Source organism: Kineosporia sp. NBRC 101731 (assembly GCF_030269305.1).
Taxonomy (GTDB): domain Bacteria; phylum Actinomycetota; class Actinomycetes; order Actinomycetales; family Kineosporiaceae; genus Kineosporia.
On sequence record NZ_BSTC01000007.1, the window covers coordinates 48,178 to 65,156 of the forward strand.

19 protein-coding genes and 1 pseudogene are annotated in these 16,979 nt (G+C 68.4%); 8 read left to right on the forward strand and 12 right to left on the reverse strand.

The window, feature by feature from the left end:
- Positions 1-72 precede the first annotated feature (72 nt).
- From efeB to QSK05_RS36660, 6 genes are all read right to left on the reverse strand, one after another.
- Complete coding sequence (efeB, locus tag QSK05_RS20265) at positions 73-1,374, reverse strand: iron uptake transporter deferrochelatase/peroxidase subunit (RefSeq protein ID WP_285598828.1); 1,302 nt, start codon at positions 1,372-1,374, stop codon at positions 73-75.
- Complete coding sequence (gene efeO / locus QSK05_RS20270) at positions 1,371-2,546, reverse strand: iron uptake system protein EfeO (protein WP_285598829.1); 1,176 nt, start codon at positions 2,544-2,546, stop codon at positions 1,371-1,373. The genes efeB and efeO overlap by 4 nt, the downstream gene beginning before the upstream one ends.
- A complete protein-coding gene (efeU, locus tag QSK05_RS20275) occupies positions 2,539-3,378 on the reverse strand; it encodes an iron uptake transporter permease EfeU (protein ID WP_285598830.1) in 840 nt (279 codons plus the stop codon). The genes efeO and efeU overlap by 8 nt, the downstream gene beginning before the upstream one ends.
- Positions 3,379-3,726: 348 nt before the next feature.
- Positions 3,727-3,936: a hypothetical protein gene (locus QSK05_RS20280; protein ID WP_285598831.1), complete on the reverse strand. Its 210-nt coding sequence runs from the start codon at positions 3,934-3,936 to the stop codon at positions 3,727-3,729.
- 59 nt (positions 3,937-3,995) lie between these two features.
- The gene (locus QSK05_RS20285; protein WP_285598832.1) at positions 3,996-5,660 is read right to left on the reverse strand and encodes an FAD-dependent oxidoreductase; all 1,665 of its coding nucleotides are present in this window, start codon (positions 5,658-5,660) and stop codon (positions 3,996-3,998) included.
- A 37-nt stretch (positions 5,661-5,697) separates the two neighbouring features.
- Complete coding sequence (locus QSK05_RS36660; RefSeq protein ID WP_502879794.1) at positions 5,698-5,889, reverse strand: DUF8730 family Cys-rich protein; 192 nt, start codon at positions 5,887-5,889, stop codon at positions 5,698-5,700.
- A 164-nt stretch (positions 5,890-6,053) separates the two neighbouring features.
- On the opposite strand from QSK05_RS36660, the gene QSK05_RS20290 reads away from it, so the two are divergent.
- On the forward strand, positions 6,054-6,296 hold the full coding sequence (locus tag QSK05_RS20290) for a hypothetical protein (protein ID WP_285598833.1): 243 nt from the start codon (positions 6,054-6,056) through the stop codon (positions 6,294-6,296).
- Here QSK05_RS20290 and QSK05_RS20295 read toward each other — a convergent pair.
- A complete protein-coding gene (locus tag QSK05_RS20295) occupies positions 6,251-7,174 on the reverse strand; it encodes an SDR family NAD(P)-dependent oxidoreductase (protein ID WP_285598834.1) in 924 nt (307 codons plus the stop codon). The two genes, QSK05_RS20290 and QSK05_RS20295, sit on opposite strands and share 46 nt — an antisense overlap.
- A complete protein-coding gene (locus QSK05_RS20300; protein WP_285598835.1) occupies positions 7,171-7,809 on the reverse strand; it encodes an NAD(P)-dependent oxidoreductase in 639 nt (212 codons plus the stop codon). The genes QSK05_RS20295 and QSK05_RS20300 overlap by 4 nt, the downstream gene beginning before the upstream one ends.
- Positions 7,810-7,865: 56 nt before the next feature.
- Between QSK05_RS20300 and QSK05_RS20305 the strand changes: the two genes are divergently transcribed.
- Entirely contained in the window at positions 7,866-8,432 is a 567-nt protein-coding gene (locus tag QSK05_RS20305) for a TetR/AcrR family transcriptional regulator (RefSeq protein WP_285598836.1), read from the forward strand.
- 67 nt (positions 8,433-8,499) lie between these two features.
- Here the strand turns inward: QSK05_RS20305 and QSK05_RS20310 are convergent, their stop codons facing one another.
- On the reverse strand, positions 8,500-9,129 hold the full coding sequence (locus tag QSK05_RS20310; protein ID WP_285598837.1) for a TetR/AcrR family transcriptional regulator: 630 nt from the start codon (positions 9,127-9,129) through the stop codon (positions 8,500-8,502).
- Between the two features lie 227 nt (positions 9,130-9,356).
- On the opposite strand from QSK05_RS20310, the pseudogene QSK05_RS20315 reads away from it, so the two are divergent.
- The 5 genes and pseudogenes from QSK05_RS20315 to trxA all read left to right on the forward strand — a co-directional run bounded on the left by QSK05_RS20315 (position 9,357) and on the right by trxA (position 14,201).
- Positions 9,357-10,723, forward strand: a pseudogene (locus tag QSK05_RS20315) (aldehyde dehydrogenase family protein).
- Positions 10,720-11,841 (forward strand): PQQ-dependent sugar dehydrogenase, encoded by a 1,122-nt coding sequence (locus QSK05_RS20320; RefSeq protein ID WP_285598838.1) that lies wholly within the window; start codon positions 10,720-10,722, stop codon positions 11,839-11,841. Before QSK05_RS20315 ends, QSK05_RS20320 begins: the two are co-directional and overlap by 4 nt.
- Before the next feature lie 81 nt (positions 11,842-11,922).
- Positions 11,923-12,660, forward strand: a complete 738-nt coding sequence (locus QSK05_RS20325; RefSeq protein WP_285598839.1) for an SDR family oxidoreductase — start codon at positions 11,923-11,925, stop codon at positions 12,658-12,660.
- Positions 12,660-13,547, forward strand: coding sequence for an SDR family NAD(P)-dependent oxidoreductase (locus tag QSK05_RS20330; RefSeq protein ID WP_285598841.1), 888 nt, complete (start codon positions 12,660-12,662; stop codon positions 13,545-13,547). The genes QSK05_RS20325 and QSK05_RS20330 overlap by 1 nt, the downstream gene beginning before the upstream one ends.
- Before the next feature lie 318 nt (positions 13,548-13,865).
- Positions 13,866-14,201, forward strand: a complete 336-nt coding sequence (gene trxA / locus QSK05_RS20335; RefSeq protein ID WP_285598842.1) for a thioredoxin — start codon at positions 13,866-13,868, stop codon at positions 14,199-14,201.
- Between the two features lie 23 nt (positions 14,202-14,224).
- Here trxA and QSK05_RS20340 read toward each other — a convergent pair whose 3' ends face one another.
- The 3 genes from QSK05_RS20340 to QSK05_RS20350 all read right to left on the reverse strand — a co-directional run bounded on the left by QSK05_RS20340 (position 14,225) and on the right by QSK05_RS20350 (position 16,310).
- Positions 14,225-14,728, reverse strand: coding sequence for a DUF427 domain-containing protein (locus tag QSK05_RS20340; protein ID WP_285598843.1), 504 nt, complete (start codon positions 14,726-14,728; stop codon positions 14,225-14,227).
- A 74-nt stretch (positions 14,729-14,802) separates the two neighbouring features.
- Positions 14,803-15,366 carry a manganese efflux pump MntP gene (locus QSK05_RS20345; protein WP_285598844.1) on the reverse strand — a complete coding sequence of 188 codons (564 nt, stop codon included), beginning with the start codon at positions 15,364-15,366 and terminating at the stop codon, positions 14,803-14,805.
- Positions 15,367-15,590: 224 nt separating this feature from the next.
- Complete coding sequence (locus QSK05_RS20350) at positions 15,591-16,310, reverse strand: SDR family oxidoreductase (RefSeq protein ID WP_285598845.1); 720 nt, start codon at positions 16,308-16,310, stop codon at positions 15,591-15,593.
- Between the two features lie 82 nt (positions 16,311-16,392).
- On the opposite strand from QSK05_RS20350, the gene QSK05_RS20355 reads away from it, so the two are divergent.
- Complete coding sequence (locus tag QSK05_RS20355; protein WP_285598846.1) at positions 16,393-16,977, forward strand: TetR/AcrR family transcriptional regulator; 585 nt, start codon at positions 16,393-16,395, stop codon at positions 16,975-16,977.
- Positions 16,978-16,979 lie beyond the last annotated feature (2 nt).

A 16,979-nucleotide genomic window follows, 5' to 3' on the forward strand; every position in this document is an offset into this window, starting at 1 on the left:
TGTCACTGACGGACAACGACGATGGCCGGCGCGCCCGTGGGGCGGGGCGCAGTTCACCAGCGGTGCAGAGGTTTACGTGAACAGCGCCTGCCCCACGTACTCGCCCGCCCTCACCCCGGGAGGGCAGGCAAACAGTCCGCTGCCGACGTGCTGGATGTATTCGTTCAGCACGTCGTTGCCGTTGCCGGCCAGGGAGTTCTGGATGGTGACGAACTGGGTGCGGGGGTCGCGCTGGTAGGCCAGGAAGAACAGGCCGGCGTCGAGGCGGCCCAGGTCGTCGGTGCCGTCGGTGAACGAGTAGCCGCGCCGCAGCAGGGTGGCGCCGTTGTTCGTGGTGGGGTGGGCCAGGCGCACGTGCGACTTCAGGTCGATCAGGGGTGCGCCGTCACTGCCCTTGGCGTCCAGGTCGACGGTGTCGAACTCCTTGGTCTTGCCGATCGGGGCTCCGGCGCCCTTGGTGCGGCCGATGACGCGTTCCTGCTCGGTCAGCGGGGTGGAGTCCCACGGCTCGATCAGCATGCGGATGCGGCGGGAGACCAGGTAGGAGCCGCCGGTCATCCAGTCCGGGCCGTCGCCGTCCTGTACCCACACGTGCTGGTTCATCGAGTCGTTGTCGTCGGCCTTGAGATTGGCCGTTCCGTCCTTGAAACCCATCATGTTGCGCGGGGTTTCCTGGTTGACCGTGGTGCTGCTGGTGCGTCCGAAGCCGAGTTGCGAATAGCGTACGGACGCGGTCCCGCGGGCGATGCGGGCCAGGTTGCGGATCGCGTGCACGGCCACCTGGGGGTCGTCCGCGCAGGCCTGCACGCACAGGTCCCCGCCGCTGATCTCCGCCTTCAGCGCGTCGCCGGCGAAGGCGGGCAGGTCGGCCAGCTGCTCGGGGCGCCGGTCGGCGATGCCGAACCGGTCGTTGCCGTGCGCGTCGGTGAACAGGCTGGTGCCGAAACCGATGGTGATGGTGAGCTTCGCAGCGGCCAGGCCGAGTGCCTCACCGGTGTCGTCCGGGGGAGCGGACGGGTCACCGGTGACGGCACCGGTGCCCACGTCCAGTCCTGCTGTCATCTTCAGGGACGCGTTCGTCCACTCGGTGAGCAGCTCGATCAGCGCCTCGCGTTGCGCGACCGGGCTGAGGTCGAACGCGGCGAAATGCAGTCTGTCCTGGGCGGGCGTGGCAATACCGGCCTGATGGTCCCCGAAGAACTCCACGACCTGACCGCGGGAGCCGTCGCCCGATGCGTCGCCCGTTGTCGCCCTGGCGCCGACCACCCCGGCGACGGCACCGACGGCACCGACAGCACCGGTGCCCCCGATCAGGCCGAACAGCCGGCGACGGCTGAGCCGCGAAGGTCGCGCAGTTGCTTCGGGGGTGCTCACTTGCTGCTCACGACTCCGGAGATCTGGCCGAGGGGTTCGGAAATGGCGTCGACCTCGACCGCGAGGGCCTTCACGTCGTCCTTGCTGAGGTCGTCGTAGGAGACATACGGGCTGCCGGTGATGTAGCCCTTGTCGCCTTCCTCGGCGCGGTGTGTCTCGAGCAGGTCGACCAGGGCCGGGAAACGCTCGTCGAGCGTCTTGACCAGGGCGGGGTCTTTCTCCTTCAAGGCCGGGCGCAGCGCGGTGTACACGTAGCGGGCGCCGTCCACATTGCCGGCGAAGTCGACGAGGTCGATACGCGAGTAGCGCTCTTCCTCACCGGTCACCTTGGACTTGGCCACCTCATCCATCAGCGACTTGGCGCCGTTGCCCATGACCAGAGGGGTGAAGTCGACGTCCTTGATCACGGTCTGCAGCTTCTCGACGTTGGTGTCGAGCTGCTTCGCCAGGTCGGACGTGCCCTTGAGGGTGGCCTTCTCGTAGACCAGCTGCTCGATGGCGTGGAAGCCGGTGAACTCCGTGCCGTCGGTGGCGTCGTCGATGCGCATGTCGATGAGCGGGTCGAGGTCACCGAAGCTCTCGGCGATCGGCTCGATGCGCTCGTAGTGCAGACGCGCGGCCGGGTAGGCGGCCTTGACCGCGTCCATGTCACCGTCGTCGATCGCGTCGGTGAAGGTCTTGGTGGTGTCGACCAGGGCCGCGGCCTCGCTGTTGACGTACTTCTTGTAGTCGTCGACGGCGTTCTGCAGGTTCTCGTCGAGCGTGGCGGCCGAGGGGGTGGCCCCGGTGACGGTCAGTGCGGTGCGGGTGCCGTTGCCGACCATGCCGGGCTTGCAGGCCACTTGGTATGTGCCGGCGGGCAGGTCGACGATCAGCTCACGCTTCAGCGCCGGGCCGATGTTCTCCACCTCGCCCATGATGCGGTCGCCGTCGGCGTACACGTACACCTCGGTGACCTGGCTGGCGCTGTTGGTGACGCTGAAGGTGTGCTGGCCGGCGGCGATCTGGGTGGTGGAGACGTCGCAGTTGGTGTCACCGGCGTCGACCGTGATCGGGCCGTCGGCCCCGGACTCGGTGCTGCCACCGGTGGAACTGCCTGAGGAACAACCGGACACCACCAGGGCCGTCAGCAGGCCGGCGGCCGTGAGGGTCTTGGAGAGTGCTTCAGGCATGGGAGATTTCCTGCTTTCGGGTTCCGGCGCGGCGGCTGCCGAGCACGAAGAGGGTCATGACGGGGACGAAGTAGAGGGTCCAGGCGATGGCCTGCGCCACGGTGGTCTGCGGGCTGAGGTTGAACACGCCCTTGAGCAGCGTTCCGTACCAGGAGCTCGGGGGGATCGTGCCGCTGATGTCGAAGGCCAGCGTGTACAGGCCACCGATGGCGCCGGCCTCCTGCAGGTCATGCACCGCGTAGGCCAGCACGCCCGCGGCGATGACGATGAGACCGGCGCCGGTCCAGGTGAAGAACCGGGCCAGGTTGAGCTTGACCGAACGGTTGTACAGCAGCCAGGCCAGCCCGACGGCGGTGAGAATGCCCAGACTGAAGCCGATGACGGGGCTGGTGGTGCTGCCGGCGGCCTGTACGGCCGACCAGAAGAACAGGGCGGTCTCCAGGCCCTCGCGGAACACGGACAGGAACGCGGTGAGAGCCACGGCGTAGCCACCGACGTTCAGGGCCGCGGAGAGCTTTCCGTCGAGTTCGGAGCGCAGGTTCCGGGCCGTGCGGCGCATCCAGAACACCATCCAGGTCACGAAGACCACGGCGATGCAGGACATGATGCCGCCGAACAGTTCCTGGCTCTTGAAATCCTTGAGCAGGGTGGTCGAGGTGTAGGTGAGGAAGGCACCGAAGCCGACACTCAGCGCGATGGCCAGAGTGACGCCCCCGGCGACCACGGGCAGGCGGTCGCGGCGGCCGGCCTTGACCAGATAGGCAACGAGGATGCTCACCACCAGGGCGGCCTCCAGCCCTTCGCGCAGGCCGATCAGGTAGTTCGCGAACACGTGCCTTCCTCCTGTTGATCAATAGTTACGGAGGTAAGGCTTACCTAATTGACAGCCCCTTGGCAAGGGGCCGTTTTTCCGAGAATGACCAGGTGAAAGCACCTACATTCTGGTTCGCGCGGCGAGTGAGCGTGCTCCGGAGAGGACGCCGGGACGGCGCGTTGGTGCTCAGGAGAAGGCGATCGGGGCGGTCCTGGCCGTTGCCCAACGGCCGTTGAGGCCCCGGCCGAGGTAGCGGCCCAGCTGGGTGGTGATCTTGCCGACACCACGCTGCTGGACACGCTGACGTGCCTCGGTGGTGGTGGCGCGGGCGGTCGGCGCAGCCGCGCTGAGTCGATGGGGCCCTGGCTAGAACACCTTGATGATCGACGAACTGGACGTCGTCATGGTCGGAGTGGGTGACGGCTCCGAGTTGCTGCGGCTGACCACGGCGGCCCCCAGAACGCCCAGGGCTCCGATGGCGGCTACTACGACCGTCATCTTGGCAGCGAACTTGGCGACGCCAGCGTCTCCTGAGTTCTCCTTGCCCTGGTCGGTGCTCTGTGGTGCTTCGGGCATCCCGTTGCTCGACAGGACCATTGCCCGCGTGGCCCGAACCGCTTCGGCAGGCGAAACCATTACCAGGATCCGGGCCTTTCGGCAGCGAGGGTACGTAGTCCGCCGGACAGTGATCTGGCCTGGGGCCAGCCGCTCTGGCGTAGCAGCCGGGTGGCCAGGTATGAGCGGAATCCGCTGGCACAGTAGACGAACAGCGGGATGTCAGGGGTGATCCGGCTGAGGTTCTCCCGGAGTTCGGTGTGCGGGATGTTGAGTGCCTGAGGCAGGTGGCCTTCGGCGAACTCGGCCGGGGACCTGACATCGAGCAGCACGGTTCCGATGGGCATCGGCTCCAGGTCTGCACCCCGCCAGAAGGAGACGTCCCCGGCCAGCACGTTCTGCGCTACGAAGCCGGCCATGTTCACCGCGTCCTTGGCCGAACCGAAGGGTGGAGCATAGGCCAATTCCAGTTCGGCCAGGTCGTCCACGGTCATCCCGGCGCGGATCGCGGTGGCCAGGACATCGATGCGTTTGTCGATGCCTTCGGCTCCCGTGGCCTGCGCTCCCAGAACCCGGCCGTTCGGTGCGAACAGGAGCTTGAGGTGTATGGCCTGGGCGCCGGGATAGTAGCCGGCGTGCTGATTCGGGTGCAGATGCACCGCGTGGTGCTCGATTCCGGCTGAGCGCAAGGACTTCTCGCTGCGGCCCGTGGTCGCGGCACAGATCCCGAACGCCCGTACGACAGCCGTCCCGAGCACCGGCGGGGTCTGTCCTCCACGGCCGAAGAGGTGGTCGGCGGCGGCTCGCCCCTGCCGGTTGGCGGGCCCGGCCAGCGGGACGACCACGGGTGCGCCCGTGACGGCGTCGATCACCTCGATCGAGTCGCCGGCGGCGTAGATCGCGGGGTCCGAGGTGCGCAGGTGCTCGTCCACCCGGACGGCATCACGTTCGCCGAGGCTCAGGCCGGCCGCCGCTGCCAGTGCGGTGTCCGGCCGCACTCCGGCGGCCACCAGAACGATGTGGGCTGCCGTCACCGTCCCGTCGGAGAGGGTCACCAGCAATCGGCCATCCGTCTCGGACTCAATGGCAGACAACGACGTGCCCTTGCGGACATCGATCCCGGCCTGGTGCATGGCGTCCTCCACCGAGTGCGCCATCTCCGGGTCGAGCGGCGGCAGGACCTGGTCGGCCAGCTCCACCACGGTCACGTCGAGACCGCGGCGGCGCAGTTGCTCGGCCGCCTCGATCCCGATGAAGCCCGCCCCGACCACGACCGCGTGACCTGCGCCACTCTCGACGCGGTCGCGCATGGCCTCGGCGTCGGGGATCGTCCGCAGGACCTGCACGCCCGGCAGATCGATGCCGGGCACCGGAGGCAGGATCGAGCCGGCCCCGGTGGCGAGCATCAGTGCGTCGTAGGGCTGCTCGTACACCTGGCCCGTCACCTGATCACGTACGCGGACCAGCCGCGCCACGGGATCGATGTGCTCGACCTCGTGGCGAACCCGGATCTCCAGGTTCAAGGCCGCTCGCAGCTTCTCCGGCGTCTGCACCAGCAGATCGCCGCTCTCGGCGATCTCGTCGCCGACGAAGTACGGAAGGCCACAGTTGGCGTACGAGACGTGATGGCCTCGCTCGAGCACGACGATCCGGGACGTCTCCGAAAGGCGGCGGGCGCGGGCAGCGAAGCTCATCCCGGCTGCAGAACCGCCGATCACGACGACGCGAGTTCCAGTTTCGGTCATGGTTCGACCACCCTCACCGCTTGACGTGACTGCACACTCATCGCCCGAACCGTTGACGCAGCCGGTCCAGGAAGGCCGGCGGTTTCGGGGCTGATGCCTTCTCCCTGTCGGTGTGCTGCCCGGGGCACCACTGTGCGCTCGGTACCTGGGCGCGCACCTGGTCCACGTGTTGCCCACAGCCGGTCCAGGTGGTCTTTCCACAGATCTTGCAGCTCGTGGCTCGGCACATCACGGTCTCCTTCTCGGGATCGGATCAATTGTGGGAGAACTTCACCGCGGGCAGGATGCGGCGTAGCCGGATCGGGGTCCTCGGGTGTGGTGGCCGGCCGTTCCTGTATCCCCCCGGGGGGATAGCAAGGAGACTACCAGAACCCCCCGGGGGGATATAGACGGGTGGGCGCCGCCTATGGTCCGGACACCACCGCGATTCCCGCCGTCATCGCGAACGTCATGGCAGCCAACGGTTTCGGTGCGCAGATCGCCCTGGTCGGTGTGGCCGGGCCCGATGCCGCGATCCCGCGGTCGTCGATGCTCCTGCGCCAGGAAGGGAGCCGGCCGGTGGCTGCGGACGTGATGGATGCGGGCTCGGGTCAGTGCGTGAACCACCGGCTGCTGACATCGTGCAGCTGCTGCTGAACGACGGCGTCGTGCGAGACGGCGGGGGTCGTCGTCTCCTGGTCCCGGTCGTAGTAGCGACCGGTGACACCGGTCAGTGCGGGATCGGTGGCCAGCCGCAGCGCGGCGCTAGCCCCTTCTCGGGGTGTCAGCATGGTCTGACGGATGAGCGCTTCGAAGGGACGCAGCACCGCGGGGACGAGGTCGTTGATGATGTCGGTGGCCACGATGCCGGGATGTACGGAGTTCACCGTGACCGCCTGGGGTCGTAAGGTTCGCGCGAAATGGTAGCCGCTGGTCACCGTGAGGAGCTTGGCGCGGGCGTAGGCCTCGAACGGGACGAAGCCGCTCGGCGGGTTCAGCGCGGTGAGGTCGTGCAGCTGCCCGGGGTCGAGGGTCGCCGGGCGGGCGTGTCCCCGCAGCTTGATCTGGCGGGTGTCGTTGAGCGTGTTGGAGGCGACGTTGACCACCCGCCCCGCCGCCCGCACCACGTTCTCCCGCAGCAGGTAGGTGAGCCCGAAGGCGGCCAGGTAGTCCACCGCGACATGCATCTCGACGCCGTCGGGGCTCAGCCGCCGGTCGGGGAAGTGCGCACCGGCGTTATTGACCAGCAGGTGCACCTGCTCGCAGCGCTCGCTGATCGCTGCGGCGGCGCCGATCACGCCCTCGCGCACGGACAGGTCGGCCTGGATCACCTCGAACCGGCCGGGGCCGTTGCCTGCGACAGTTTCGCGCAGCAGGCTCTCGGTACGGGAGGCATTCCGGGCCACGGCCAGCACCTGCGCACCGGCGGCGACCAGTTCGCCGGCGATGACTCGTCCCATGCCACCACCGGCGCCGGTGACGACCGCGACGCGTCCCTCAAGATCCACGCCGACGAGCGAAAGCGGGGCCTTCATCGGGTGATCCGCGGGTAGGCGTGCAGGTGGTGAGGAGCTTCGACTTCGCGGACGAGGAAGTCGGCGACGTCGGCACGTGCGACGGAGGTCCACAGATGCACCGGCAGGTCGGTGGCGACCCGGTAGTTACCGGTGGCGGGGGTGTCCCTGAGCATCGGCGGGCGCACGATCGTCCAGTCCAGGCCGGAGGAGGAGACCAAGGGCTCCATGCTCTCCTTGTCGCGCATCTTCTCGCCGACCCCGGCCCAAACCGCGAGGGAGAACAGCGACCGGTCGCGGCTGTCGGCGACTCCGTGGGCGCTGAGCGCGACCAGCCGGGAGATCCCCGCGCGCTGCATGGCGGGGACGGTGACGGTCATGGCGTCGGTGCACACGGACGTCGGGCCCTGCGCCGCGCCACCCAGGGTGCTGATGACCGCATCGGCGCCGGTCAGGGCTGATGTCAGCGTCGCCACGTCACTCAGGTGCTGCCATTCCACCTCGTGCAGGCCTTCGGCGGGCGCGAAAGAACCCGTACGGCGGACCAGGGCGATGACGTGATGGGCGCGCCGTAGGGCCGTGGAGACGACCAGACGGCCGGTGGCCCCGGTCGCGCCCAGGACCACGATCCGCTTCTGTGCGACAGTTTGTCTCATAGAGCGACCGTCTCAGCTTCTGCTGTATGAGTCAAGATGTCTCATAGACTGGGTTCATGGCGCCCTCACCCGAAGATCCCCGGTTCCTGCGCAGCCGAGACGCAATCGTCGGCGCGGCCCGCGAGCTGCTGATGACCCACGGACCCGGTGCCATCACCCACGCCCGCGTCGCTGAGCAGGCGGGGATCGCGCGGGCCACGGTCTACCGGCACTGGCCGCGCACCGATCAGCTGCTGGCCGCAGCGATGGCTACCGTGCCGATGCCGTTCTTCGATGCTCCCGGCACCCCCACCCGCGACTGGCTGATTCGGGAACTGGCCGCCATCGCCAGGCAACTCGATCACCACGATGTGCGCGTCGTCACCACCACACTGGCCAACACCGCGTTGTGGGAGCAGGACATGGACGCACGCCGCGAAGGCTTCGCCGAGCTCCTCACTGCCCGGCTGGTCGAAGCCCTCGAAGAAGCCCGCGCGCGTGGGGAAGTGGACCTGCGCACAGACCCTCGCCATGCCGCCGCACTGGCGATCGGGCCGATCTACTACCGGGCCACCATCGAACACGGCACCGCCGACGACGCGTTCATCACCACCACCGTCGAGAACCTGGGCCGATGGAGGTGAGCCGGGCGCTCGGTCGAGCGGACCTGTGCCACGAACGCGCGGCGCACGAATGGCCGAACCACAGGTCCTAGGGGCGGACCCCGGCCCCGTCGAGCGCGTTGTTCACCAGGGCGACGGCGAAAGCCTCGTCCAGCGGGGCGTCCGGGATCAGCAGTCGCTGGTAGCAGGCGCCCCAGAGCTGGTCCACGAGAATGCCCAGGTCCATGTCGTCGCGCAGCTGCCCGCGCTCGCGGGCGCGTTCCAGGGCCTGCGCGGCCAGTTCGCGGCGAGGGACCGAGTAGTTGCGGGAAAAGGCTTCCGCCAGAGCCGGATCGGTCTGGGCGGCCCCGATCAGCTCGGCGATGATCGGGCCGCCGCCCTCCTGGGTCAGCAGGCGGACGAACGACGTGAGCTGGTGGGTCAGGTCGGCGCGGATGTCGCCGGTGTCGGGGAACTCCAGGACCTGCTGGCTGTGGGCGAAGTAGGCCTCCGCGGCCAGTGAGCCGGCCGAGGGCCACCACTTGTACAGCGTCATCTTGCTGGAACCGGCGGTCGCGGCGACGCGATCGAAGGTCACCGCCTTGATGCCCTCGCCGAACAGCAACTGGCCGGCGGCCTCGAGCACGCCGGCGCGGACCTCGGCGGCGGGACGACGTCCGCGACCCCGGCGGACCCGCTCCGGGCCCGTCGGAACGGGTCGTTCTTCGTGCTGCACCATGCTCCACCTTTTCCAGGGACTCCCGCGATCTTAATGGACAGATAGTCCTTAAGCAACGACGAGTGGCCATGTGGACGCGCGGTCCTTTTCCGTGTTGTTATATGGACCGAAAGTCCATCTAAGTTACAGGGACATCCCGTGTCAGCCATCTGTGTCGGAATCTCGACGCCACCCGGATCCAGCTCTCGGAGCAGGACCTGGCCGACCTTTCCACCTGAAACGCCTCCATGGATTGGAAACCATCTGTGCTCCCGTCACCACAAGACCAGATCAGTGCGGGCCCGGAGGTCCGGCACTGGATCGGTGCCCAGTACGTCGGTGGGGGAGCTGTTCTCCCCAGCGTCGATCCCGCCACCGGCGCCACCATCGGCAGCTTCCACGACGTGGAGGCCGAGAACGTCGACGCCGCCATCGTCGCGGCGAAAAATGCTTTCGAAACATCCTCGTGGTCAGCTGATCCCATGCTCCGGTCACAGGTGCTGAGTCATCTGACGGACCGGTTCGAGGACTGGCGCGAGGAACTCGTGGCCAGCCTGTGCCGGGAGAACGGCAAGCTGCGGGCCGAGGCCCTGCGCGAGACCTCGTACATCGGGCGGGCCCTGCGGATGGCGGCCGGACTGGCCATTCATCCTCAGGGGCGGGTCGCGGACGTGGCGCCGGGTGTGCAGTCGATGGCCATTCGTCAGCCGATCGGCGTGGTCGGGATCATCACCCCCTGGAACTCCCCCTCCTATCTCAGTGTTCGCTCGATCGCCCCGGCCCTGGCCGCCGGATGCACAGTGGTGGTGAAGATGCCGGCCCAGGCTGCGCAGACCGCCGCCATCGTCATGGATCTCTTCGCGAGTGTGCCGGAACTGCCCGCCGGAGTGGTGAACATCCTGATCGAGACCGGGTCCCTCGCCGCCCGCAGATTGGTCGACGCCCCGCAGGTGAAGGCGATCAGTTACACGGGCAGCACCACCACCGGCCGGAACATCGCTCAGGCGGCGGCATCACACGGGTCCTGGTGCACGAAAGCATTGCGGACGAGGTGAGGGCGCGTCTGGTCGAGGCGCTCGGAAGGGTGCGTCCGGGGCCGGCCGCGGATCCGGCCAGTGACATGGGGCCCCTGATCGACCGGGCCGCCGTCGAGCGGGTGGACCGGATGGTGGACGAGGCGCTCGAGGGCGGGGCCCGGGTGCTGCTGCGGGGAGGGCCCTGTGTCGAGGAACCGTTGTCGGCCGGTGCCTTCTACCGCCCCAGCCTCCTGGAGGTGGACGACTCGGCCGTACCGATCGTCCAGCAAGAAATCTTCGGGCCGGTGCAGGTGCTGCAGGTGTTCGCGTCCGAGGACGAGGCCGTGGCCCTCGCGAACGACACCGAATGCGGCCTGAGCGCCAGTATCTGGACCCGGGACGTGGACCGGCCGGTACGCCTGAGCCGGCGGCTGGAGGCCGGTCTGATCTCGGTCAACAGCTGGGCCCACCTGACCGTCGAGTTCGAGGAGGGCGGCTGGAAATCCAGCGGTCTGGGGCGTCTGGGTGGCCTGGCCGGTCTGGACGACTTCCTGGAGTACAAGCAGATCACCCAGGACTTCGCGGGAGGGCGTCGATGAACCGCCGGGTGCGTCGTCACTTTCCCGGTGTGCTGGCCCTGCTCCTTCTGGGCGGATGCACCGCAGCCTCCACGTCGTCCTCCCTGTCCACCACATCCACCACATCAACCCCGGACGGCACGGCCCGGCTCGGGGAGGTCAGCGAGATCGTCACCGATCTGGACATGCCCTGGGGGCTGGACTTCCTGCCCGACGGCTCGGCGCTGGTCTCGGGGCGCGCCGACGGGCGCATCCAGCGGATCCCGGCCGGCGGCGGGACGCCCGAACCGGTGGGTGTGGTGCCAGGCGTGGTCAAGAGCTCGGAGGGAGGGTTGCTGGGGATCGCGCTGTCCCCGGACTTCGATTCCGACCGGCTGCTGTACGCGTACGTGTCGTCCACCCCCACGAACCGGGTGGTCGCCCTGCGTGTGGGTGATGACTACGCGTCCCTGGGGACGCCGCGGGTGATCCTGGAGGGCATCGAGACCGCCGATCGCCATCATGGTGGACGCATCCGGTTCGGGCCCGACGGGAACCTGTGGATCGGGACGGGGGACGCCTTCGAGCCGGAGAACGCCGCGGACGACGACTCGCTCAACGGGAAGATCCTGCGGATCCGCCCCGACGGCTCCGTACCCGCGGACAATCCCTCCGACTCGCCCATCTACTCCAGCGGCCACCGCAACGTCCAGGGCATCACCTTCGGCCCGGACGGCACGGTCTACGCCTCCGAGCTCGGGCACCGGACCTGGGACGAGGTGAATGTGGTGCTCCCGGGCCGGGATTACGGCTGGCCACAGAGCGAGGGAACACAAGGGGACGCGGGTGAACCACCGCTGTTCGTGCTGCACCCCGACGATGCCTCGCCCTCCGGCATCGCCTACGCGCAGGGGTCTTTGTGGACGGGGGCGCTGGGTGGGCAGCGTCTGTGGCAGTTGCCGGTGGACGGGTCCACGGCCACCGCGGACCCGATCGAGCACCTGGTCGGCGACTACGGGCGGATCCGGACGGTCGAGGTCGCCCCCGACGGAGCACTGTGGCTGACCACGTCGAACACCGATGGGGCTACCTGGGGCGGTACGCCGCCGCGCGCGGGGGACGACCGCATCCTGCGGGTCGAGCTGACGCCGGACGAGTGACCCGTCCAGCGTTAATGGACAGCAAGTCTTTTTCGCGGTACTTTTATATGGACATCTGGTCTATTTATCTGAGGAGCAACAGTGAGCGACACCAACAGCCGCATCGCCATCGTGACCGGCGCCTCCGGCGGGATCGGTCAGGCCGTGGCCGAGCGTCTGGCCGCCGACGGCATGTCCGTGCTCGTGCACTACAGCGGCAATGCCGCCAAGGCGGACGAGACCGTCGCCGCGATCACCGCCGCCGGTGGGAAGGCCACCGCCTTCGGCGGTGACGTGGCCGACGAGGACGCGATGGGGCGTCTGTTCCAGCACGCCACCGACACCTTCGGCGGCGTGGACGTGGTGGTGAACAGCGCCGGGATCATGCCGCTGGCCCCGGTCGTGGACATGGACCTGGACACGTTCGACCGGATCCAGCGCACCAACGTGCGCGGCACCTTCGTGGTCAGTCAGCTGGCCGCGCGCACCGTGCGCCCGGGTGGGGCCATCATCAACTTCTCCACCTCGATCATGAAGCTGCAGATGCCGACCTACGGCGCCTACGCCATGTCGAAGGGCGCCGTCGAGGGCCTGACCCTGATCCTGGCCCGCGAGATGCGCGGCAAGGACATCACCGTCAACGCCGTGGCGCCCGGCCCGACGGCCACGCCCCTGTTCTTCGAGGGTAAGCCGCAGCAGGTCATCGACCACATCGCCGGCCTGAACCCGATGCAGCGCCTGGGCACGCCCGATGACATCGCCGAGGTGACCGCGTTCCTGGCCGGTCCGGGCCGCTGGGTCAACGGGCAGGTGCTCTACACCAACGGCGGCGCGGCCTGATGTCAGTTGTTCTCATCACCGGGTCGAGTACCGGGATCGGCAACCTCACCGCCAAGACCCTGGCCCGGGCCGGTCACACGGTCTTCGCCAGCATGCGCGGGATCGACGCGCGCAACGCCGGCGTCACCGCCCAGTTCCACGAGCTGGCCGAGAAGGAAGGGCTCGACCTGCACGTGGTCGAGCTCGACGTCACCTCCCAGGCCTCGGCCGACGCCGCGGTGAAAGCCGTGGTCGAGCAGGCCGGGCGCCTGGACGTGGTCGTGCAGAACGCCGGGCACCTGTACGTCGGGTACGTCGAGGCGTTCACCGACCAGGACCTGACCCACCTGATCGACATCAACGCGGTCGGTGCGCACCGCGTCAACCGGGCGGCGCTGCCCTACCTGCGGGCCCAGCGCTCGGGAACGCTGCTGTACGTCGGCAGCACGATCATCGTCACCACGCCGCCGTTCCTGGGGCCGTACGTGGCCTCCAAGGCCGCCTTTGACGCCCTGGCCGTCGTGACCTCCTACGAGGCGGCTCAGTTCGGCATCGAGACCAGCATCGTGATGCCGGGCGCGATCACACAGGGCACCTCGCACTTCCCCAACGCCTCCCGGGCCTCCGACGCCGAGGTGAGCGCCGCGTACGCGTTCCTGGACCCGCTGGTGGCCCGCAACGAGGAGGCCACCGCCAGTCTGATGCAGCCGGACATCGATCAGGACCCGCAGGTGGTGGCCGACGAGATCTCCCGCGTGCTGGGTCTTCCCCGGGGGCACAAGCCGTTCCGCAGCGTCGTCGACTTCACCGCGGCCGGGGTCGATCACGTGATGGCGTTCTCCGACCTGACCCGGGAAGCGTTCGTCACGCGTATGGGGTTCGGGCAGACGCTCCAGTTGCAGGGCTGAAACGATCTCCTGGTAAGAGGTCTTCGGGGCCGGTGACCCCCTCCGGGTCACCGGCCCCATGTCCTTCGGAAGCGATCAGCCGGCCGAGAGTCTGACCGAGTTGTAGGGCGTGTCCTGGTCCGATCGGTGTGTACGGACGATCGTGCTGCTGTCACAGCCTCCACACCAGGAGTTTCCCATGGCCCATGGGGCACAGCGCTCGGCCCTTCCCGGTTCTCGGGAAGCGATACCTATCGGGCAGAATCGTCGTGGCCGGTCAGCGCGATCCGGCCGGCGCAACGAGGGAGAGCTATGCCGTCAGGACCATCAGTCCGGTCCGTGACCGATGCGACGTTCGTCGACCAGGTCCTGCTCTCCGACGGGCCGGTCCTGGTGGATTTCTGGGCAGCCTGGTGCAAGCCCTGCCGGGCCATGGCGCCGGTGATCGAGCAGTTCGCGGCCGCCCATCAGGGGCGGATCACGGTGGTGAAACTCGATGTGGACAAGAACCGGGAGAGCGCGGAAACGTACGGGATCACGACGGTCCCGACGCTCAAGCTGTTCCGGGGTGGGCGTGAGGTGGCCTCGATCGTGGGCGCGCTGCCCCGCAAGGCCCTGGAGACACGGCTGCGTGAGGTGCTGGGCCGCGGCCCGGGGACTCGTTCGCGATCGTGACTTTCGTCCGTGCTCCCACCAGGTCACCAGCCCCAGCTGCCGGGCCCGCCCTTGAACGGGCCGACCACGTCATCGGTGATCCAGCCGCCGTAGAAGCCTCCCTCCTGCGCACGCACCCGCTCCCCGTCCACCGTGCAGTCCAACTGGGCCGGGTAACCGGTCAGCGCGCCCGCAAGGTCCGCGAACAGGGCGGTCGGGGCCTCGTACGACCACATCGCCGCGGGCAGCTCCCCGTCGGGAGTGACCACGTCCCAGTAGGTGGCCGCACCCTTCCACTCACACAGCGTCGATGCGGCCCGTGAGCGTCGGAGTACTCCGGGGGTGACGGCCTCCCGGGGGACGTACCAGGTCGGCGGGTGCGACGTCTCCAGCACTCGCCAGGCGCGGTCGGTCTCTGCGATCACGGTGCCGCCGAGCCGGACCACTACCCGCTTCGTGCTGGACACCAGCGCCGGTGGGCGGGGGTAGTCCCAGACCGACTCCTGTCCGGGACGGACGGGATCGGGGGTCACTGGTCGACGGCTCATTCCCCGATTCAAGCGCTGACCTGGCGCGAGCGCGAGTGTGCGGCGCCTGCGGCCGCCGGAACCGTGCGTGTGTCTCAGAGAACACCGAGATGGTCGATGAGGATCCGGGTCCCGATGAGGATCAGGATGACGCCGCCGGCGATCTCCGCGGGGCGGCCGATGCGGCCTCCGGCCTGTCGGCCGATGATCACACCGACCAGGGTCAGGACCGTCGTGATGGCCCCGATGAGGGCCACCGCGGGCAGGATGGACACGCTGAGGAAGGCGAAGCTGATGCCGACGGCCAGGGCATCGATGCTCGTGGCCACGGAGAGCACCAGGAGTTCGCGTAGCTCGATGCGGTCGGAAGCATCCTCCTCCTCGTCGGGGGAGAGGGCCTCGCGGATCATTTTCACACCGATGACGCCCAGCAGGCCGAAAGCGATCCAGTGGTCGATCCCGGTGATGTAGCTGCTGAAGCTGCGCCCCAGGAGCCAGCCGACCAGGGGCATCAACGCCTGGAACAGCCCGAAGCCGATCGCCAGGCCCCCGGCGTCTCGAAAGGTCAGGCGCTTCAGGTGCAGGCCCTTGGCGACAGCGACAGCGAACGCATCGGCAGATACACCCACCGCGATGATCAGGAGCGTGAGGAACGACATGCGGGCGGAGAGCCTTTCGGGCGCGCAGAAGCCGGGTGTCAGGTTGGTATCGGCACCCTCGGCCCCACAGTTTCGCCCAGACGGCTGTGGAAGCACAGTCGTCCGGTCTCTCCCCAGGACGACAGGAGCGGGTCTACGTGGTGGAGCGCTCGCCGCGGGGGCCTGTCGGTGAGGTCCCGCGTCGCGTGAGCCGACGCCGATCACGGCGCCGGCGCACCGTCGGCTCAGTTCCCGGCGAGGGCGGCGAAGATCTGCTCGTACCGGTCCTTCGGGTCGAGCCGGAGCCCGGACTTCACGAACGTGGCCCAGTCGTCGGCCAGCACCTCCTGCGCGCCGGACTCGATCGCGTCCAGGCCCGCACCCGCCAGGTCGGCCGGGTGGATCTTCGGCGCGTCCAGGCCCTTGCTCATGTCGGTGTCGACCAGCCCCATGTGTACACCGACCACGTGCGTGCCCTGCGGCGCGAGCTCGAGGCGGGTGCTGTCGGTCAGCATCCAGGCCGCTGCCTTCGACGCGGCGTAGGCACCGCCGTTGGGAACGGCGAACCAGGACAGGGCGGAGACGACGTTGAGGACAGCACCGCCCCCGTTGGCCGCCAGGATCGGGGCAAAGGCCCGGGTCATCTGCAGCGTGCCGTAGAAGTTGGTGTCCATCTCCCGCCGGATGCTCGCCTCGTCGCCGGTCATCAGCGCTGTGCCCGTGGAGATCCCGGCGTTGTTGATCAGCACCTGCACGTCACCAGCTGCGCGGGCAGCGGCCTCGATCTGTGCGCGATCGGTGATGTCGAGCGCGATCGGTTCCACGCCGTTCGTCTCGAGCGAGCTCAGGTCACGGGCGGCGGCGTAGATCTTGCCGGCCCCACGTTCCTTGAGCAGCCTGACGAACTCGGCGCCGATGCCCCGGTTCGCCCCGGTCACCAGTACGACAGCGTCCTTCAGCTCCACGACAGCTCCATTCTGTAGCGATCACTATTGATGTCGCGGACGCTATCACATTCCATAGTGGTCACTACGTTATGCTGGCGGCATGGCCGGCCGACCTCGAAGCTTCGATCGCGACGCAGCCCTGGCCGCTGCTGTCGAGCAGTTCTGGCGCGAGGGGTACGAGGCGACGTCCATCGCGACGCTCACCGCGGCCATGGGGGTGTCGCCACCGAGCCTCTACGCCGCGTTCGGCGACAAGAACCGCCTCTTCGAGGAGGCTTCGGCCGCGTACTTCCGGCTCACGTGCGAAGGGCTCGACCGTGCGGCTGAACTGCCGACCGCGCGTGAGGCGATCGTGCGCGTACTGGAAGACACCGCCCGCGCCCACACCGACGCGGCGACTCCTCCCGGCTGCCTGATGCTGACCGAACCACGGCTCACCGCACAACGGCAGGAGCTGTATCAGCGGCTCCTGGACCGGCTGGAGCGCGGGGTGAAGGACGGCGACCTCGCGCCCGGCACCCGCACCGACCGCCTGGCCTCGTTCCTGGTGGTGGTCTTGCGGGGCATGTCCGGCTGCGCTCGCGACGGCGGCACCCTCGAAGACCTCCAGCAGATCGCCGAGACCGCGATGGCGGCGTTCCCGGCGCCGCTCGAAAAGGCCGACCGCAGGTCAATCTCGCGCTGAAG

Bases quoted from the DNA above. Each gene is read 5' to 3' on its own strand.
- efeO (WP_285598829.1), bottom strand. From the start codon at position 2,546: ATGCCTGAAGCACTCTCCAAGACCCTCACGGCCGCCGGCCTGCTGACG.
- QSK05_RS20280 (WP_285598831.1), bottom strand. From the start codon at position 3,936: ATGCCCGAAGCACCACAGAGCACCGACCAGGGCAAGGAGAACTCAGGA.
- QSK05_RS20285 (WP_285598832.1), bottom strand. From the start codon at position 5,660: ATGACCGAAACTGGAACTCGCGTCGTCGTGATCGGCGGTTCTGCAGCC.
- QSK05_RS36660 (WP_502879794.1), bottom strand. From the start codon at position 5,889: ATGTGCCGAGCCACGAGCTGCAAGATCTGTGGAAAGACCACCTGGACC.
- QSK05_RS20295 (WP_285598834.1), bottom strand. From the start codon at position 7,174: ATGAAGGCCCCGCTTTCGCTCGTCGGCGTGGATCTTGAGGGACGCGTC.
- QSK05_RS20300 (WP_285598835.1), bottom strand. From the start codon at position 7,809: ATGAGACAAACTGTCGCACAGAAGCGGATCGTGGTCCTGGGCGCGACC.
- QSK05_RS20305 (WP_285598836.1), top strand. From the start codon at position 7,866: ATGGCGCCCTCACCCGAAGATCCCCGGTTCCTGCGCAGCCGAGACGCA.
- QSK05_RS20310 (WP_285598837.1), bottom strand. From the start codon at position 9,129: ATGGTGCAGCACGAAGAACGACCCGTTCCGACGGGCCCGGAGCGGGTC.
- QSK05_RS20320 (WP_285598838.1), top strand. From the start codon at position 10,720: ATGAACCGCCGGGTGCGTCGTCACTTTCCCGGTGTGCTGGCCCTGCTC.
- QSK05_RS20330 (WP_285598841.1), top strand. From the start codon at position 12,660: ATGTCAGTTGTTCTCATCACCGGGTCGAGTACCGGGATCGGCAACCTC.
- QSK05_RS20340 (WP_285598843.1), bottom strand. From the start codon at position 14,728: ATGAGCCGTCGACCAGTGACCCCCGATCCCGTCCGTCCCGGACAGGAG.
- QSK05_RS20345 (WP_285598844.1), bottom strand. From the start codon at position 15,366: ATGTCGTTCCTCACGCTCCTGATCATCGCGGTGGGTGTATCTGCCGAT.
- QSK05_RS20355 (WP_285598846.1), top strand. From the start codon at position 16,393: ATGGCCGGCCGACCTCGAAGCTTCGATCGCGACGCAGCCCTGGCCGCT.